The sequence below is a fragment of the Bacillus sp. N6 genome, from assembly GCF_052805735.1.
On record NZ_CM127843.1, the window covers coordinates 297,501 to 300,000 of the forward strand.

Annotated in this window: 2 protein-coding genes and 2 rRNA genes (2 of these 4 only partly in view); 3 read left to right on the top strand and 1 reads right to left on the bottom strand. The window is 41.2% G+C overall.

The window, feature by feature from the left end:
• The 3 genes from ACUXVC_RS01640 to ACUXVC_RS01650 form a co-directional block, all read left to right on the top strand.
• A 23S ribosomal RNA gene (locus tag ACUXVC_RS01640) occupies positions 1-1,067 on the top strand (it extends 1,855 nt beyond the left edge of the window).
• 48 nt (positions 1,068-1,115) lie between these two features.
• Positions 1,116-1,231, top strand: a 5S ribosomal RNA gene (gene rrf / locus ACUXVC_RS01645).
• Positions 1,232-1,486: 255 nt separating this feature from the next.
• Positions 1,487-2,407 carry a DMT family transporter gene (locus ACUXVC_RS01650; RefSeq protein WP_144465895.1) on the top strand — a complete coding sequence of 307 codons (921 nt, stop codon included), beginning with the start codon at positions 1,487-1,489 and terminating at the stop codon, positions 2,405-2,407.
• Positions 2,408-2,493: 86 nt separating this feature from the next.
• On the opposite strand, the gene ACUXVC_RS01655 is transcribed toward ACUXVC_RS01650, so the two are convergent.
• On the bottom strand, positions 2,494-2,500 hold the end of the coding sequence (locus ACUXVC_RS01655; protein ID WP_000460203.1) for a sulfotransferase family 2 domain-containing protein. It continues 785 nt past the right edge of the window; 7 of the gene's 792 nt are visible here — the last part of the coding sequence; its start codon lies beyond the right edge, outside the window — the gene reads right to left on this strand; its stop codon occupies positions 2,494-2,496.

The following is a 2,500-nucleotide window of genomic DNA, read 5'->3' on the forward strand; positions in this document are numbered from 1 at the left end:
CTGCCCGGTGCTGGAAGGTTAAGGAGAGGGGTTAGCGTAAGCGAAGCTCTGAACTGAAGCCCCAGTAAACGGCGGCCGTAACTATAACGGTCCTAAGGTAGCGAAATTCCTTGTCGGGTAAGTTCCGACCCGCACGAAAGGTGTAACGATTTGGGCACTGTCTCAACCAGAGACTCGGTGAAATTATAGTACCTGTGAAGATGCAGGTTACCCGCGACAGGACGGAAAGACCCCGTGGAGCTTTACTGTAGCCTGATATTGAATTTTGGTACAGTTTGTACAGGATAGGCGGGAGCCATTGAAACCGGAGCGCTAGCTTCGGTGGAGGCGCTGGTGGGATACCGCCCTGACTGTATTGAAATTCTAACCTACGGGTCTTATCGACCCGGGAGACAGTGTCAGGTGGGCAGTTTGACTGGGGCGGTCGCCTCCTAAAGTGTAACGGAGGCGCCCAAAGGTTCCCTCAGAATGGTTGGAAATCATTCGTAGAGTGCAAAGGCATAAGGGAGCTTGACTGCGAGACCTACAAGTCGAGCAGGGACGAAAGTCGGGCTTAGTGATCCGGTGGTTCCGCATGGAAGGGCCATCGCTCAACGGATAAAAGCTACCCCGGGGATAACAGGCTTATCTCCCCCAAGAGTCCACATCGACGGGGAGGTTTGGCACCTCGATGTCGGCTCATCGCATCCTGGGGCTGTAGTCGGTCCCAAGGGTTGGGCTGTTCGCCCATTAAAGCGGTACGCGAGCTGGGTTCAGAACGTCGTGAGACAGTTCGGTCCCTATCCGTCGTGGGCGTAGGAAATTTGAGAGGAGCTGTCCTTAGTACGAGAGGACCGGGATGGACGCACCGCTGGTGTACCAGTTGTTCTGCCAAGGGCATAGCTGGGTAGCTATGTGCGGAAGGGATAAGTGCTGAAAGCATCTAAGCATGAAGCCCCCCTCAAGATGAGATTTCCCATAGCGTAAGCTAGTAAGATCCCTGAAAGATGATCAGGTTGATAGGTTCGAGGTGGAAGCATGGTGACATGTGGAGCTGACGAATACTAATAGATCGAGGACTTAACCATATAATATGTAGCAATGTTATCTAGTTTTGAAGGAATATGCCTTCATAGTTTGGTGATGATGGCAGAGAGGTCACACCCGTTCCCATACCGAACACGGAAGTTAAGCTCTCTAGCGCCGATGGTAGTTGGGACCTTGTCCCTGTGAGAGTAGGACGTCGCCAAGCAAAAACCTAAGTCGTTTCGACTTAGGTTTTTTTGTGTTTATTTTTATTATTTAAAATAAATAGGTAAGAATTACCTTTTTTTAAGAATGTAGTCGAGATGTAAAAAGAATGTTTATGATCTTATATAAAAAGGTTATGTAAAAAGTAGCACTCTAACTCTTTTTACATAGCCTTTTGTATTTTTAAAGGATTTTACATAAGAAAAAATCTATAATTAAGGTAGTTAACATATATTTTTGATGGGTGTGGGGGATTATGAAAGAAATATGCATGTTATTAGTGGCTGTTATATTATGGGGGACAGCTATTGCGCCAACAAAATGGGCTTTAGAATCTATCCAGCCGTTTACTTTGTTGTTTATTCGTCTTTTCTTTGCAGGTGGAATTTGTATGCTATTTTCATTTAAGCAACTACAAAAATCAGTTGTACATAAAAAAGTTCCATGGAAAAGAATGAGTTTGTTAGCTTTTACCGGTGTAGCTGGGTATTTTATGTTCACATCGTACGGTATTTCTTTAACAAGTGGATTACATGTTAGTATCATAGATGCTGCATTACCATTAGTTACAATTCTTTTTTCGGCAATCTTCTTGAAAGAGAAAATTCGATTGAATTATTGGATAGGAATTATATTGGGTGCTATAGGAGTACTCTTTATTACGATTCCATCTAAAAGTGCTGATCAAGAAGTGTCTTTAATAGGAGATATACTGATATTATTAAGTACTTTTCTATTTGCTTTCTACACGGTTTTGCTAAAACGACCAAAACAAGAACAGTATTTATCAAACGAGGTTTTTACAACATTAACTTTAATTATTGGAGCTGTTATTCTATTACCATTTGCACTGGTAGAAATTCTTTATTACGGTTTACCGAAGATTGAAACTTGGAAAACGGGACTTAGTGTAATATACCTTGTTATTGGAGCAACAATTTTAGCGTATTGGTTTTGGAATAAAGCGCTAGAGGGAGTTTCAGCATCAGTAAGCGGATTATATTTAAATGCATTACCGTTAATAAGTATTGTTACTTCAATTATTCTATTAAATGAATCTCTGACATGGAGAGTAATAATGGGAGCGAGTTTAGTTTTAATTGGAGTAGGATGGGCGGATAAGCAAAAGTTATGTAGTCTATTAAAAGGTAATAAGGTGAAGAATAGTGACTGTTAAACAGTATGATTTATATAATTGAAATGTAAAAAAGATACCTTATATATGAGGTATCTTTTTTATTTAGTAAAGATAATAGACTAAAATTAGTAT